General features: G+C 52.8%; 2 protein-coding genes. Both read right to left on the reverse strand.

Annotated elements, in window-relative coordinates; genetic code table 11:
• Positions 1 to 745 (reverse strand): CHAP domain-containing protein (locus A7X77_RS31550; RefSeq protein ID WP_197486930.1); only part of this gene is annotated, 745 nt, incomplete at its 3' end.
• Between the two features lie 418 nt (positions 746 to 1,163).
• On the reverse strand, positions 1,164 to 1,425 hold a 262-nt coding region (locus A7X77_RS31555; RefSeq protein ID WP_156668211.1), incomplete at its 5' end, for a serine hydrolase.

The following is a 1,425-nucleotide window of genomic DNA, read 5'->3' on the forward strand; positions in this document are numbered from 1 at the left end:
CGTTGTATTCATTCTGGGCTCCCTGGTTGCCGCCAAGAACCATGATTTGGTCCCCGACGACGGAGTAAACAAAGCCGACGTGACCCTGATAGGAAGTCTTGGTATTTTGAAAGACGGCAAGATCGCCCTTCCTCGGCTCCGACTTTAGGTCCTTGATCACGTCCTTCCCCCACGTTCTGTACGAAGCAGAAGCCGCACCGGTGGCATACGGCCAGCTCTTGGCGGTGATTTTGTTGCTTGCAAGGCTGCGCTGAATGCACCAACTGACAAACGCCGCGCACCACCAAGTCGTATCGCCGGCAGGCGTACGGTACCCTGTCGCGTCGAAAAAACCCATGATGACAGGGTTTCCCCGCACAGGCCATTCACGCGCATAGTAAGAGTATTGCTTCTTCCGCTGGTCGCTCCCTCCTACAGAACCCTGCCGCCACTCGCGGAAGCGGTCTGCGATCTCAAAAGGTGACTTGTTCGGTGCGTTAAGCACCCCGTCATCTCTAATCAAGGTTCGGCCCAATTCGATTTCAGATCCAAATGGATTTTTAGCGCCCGTCAACGCTTCCAGTTGCTCATTGTATTCTTCCGAAGTTGGAACTCGCACTCCCTCGGGAAATTCAACGGGAGGGGCTTCCGAAAAGTCGGGTTCCGCTGGCTGCATGTCAGTTCCCTGTGCAAATGACAGACGAACCCCCGCCATGGAAGTTACAGATACACCCGCGGCCGCTAGAATAAATTCGCGCCTATTCATCGAAACCTCCATAGGTGAGCCGATTGTTGTTTTATCATAAGAATAATCCCCTCACGATCAAATAGATAACTTCTCGATTGTCAACAGTGTATACTTTATCTATAGTTCGCGAATACAAATTAATAAAATCGTAAACCTGAAAGGGTTTACTGTCAATCAGAAATTCAACCAGAAGTATGTCACTATTTCATAAGACAAATTGCCAAAATCGCTGCTGAACGGTCGCGAGATGTAACCAGCTACACTCAATTGTGTTCACTTCTATGCGGCATACTTGTTGCCGATCCGGCAGATATGCATGAAACGCTCCACGTTAATCTAGGAGTGGAAAACGCCGCAGAATGGGAGCATCCCGGTAAATCTCAAACGGCCGCAAATTCTGTCATGGCTAAGAGCCCTCTCGCCGCATTTTCGTGATTCAAACCATCTCGACAATCATCCGCCCAACCTCGGCGAAGATCGGATTGAGCTCTTTCGCCGGCACTTTCGCCTCGCTGATATAAACGGCAGCCACGATCGGGCCGCGATCCGGCGGCCAGATTACCGCGATATTGCCGAGGGAGCCGTTCGGGCCGGTGCCAGTCTTATCGCCGACCTTCCAATCGGCCGGCAGGCCGGCCCTCAGCCGCTCCTTGCCGGTCGTGCTGGCGACCAGCCAAGCGATCAGCCTGTTGCAGGAG

The sequence above is a fragment of the Rhizobium bangladeshense genome (assembly GCF_001662075.1).
Classification (GTDB): domain Bacteria; phylum Pseudomonadota; class Alphaproteobacteria; order Rhizobiales; family Rhizobiaceae; genus Rhizobium; species Rhizobium bangladeshense_B.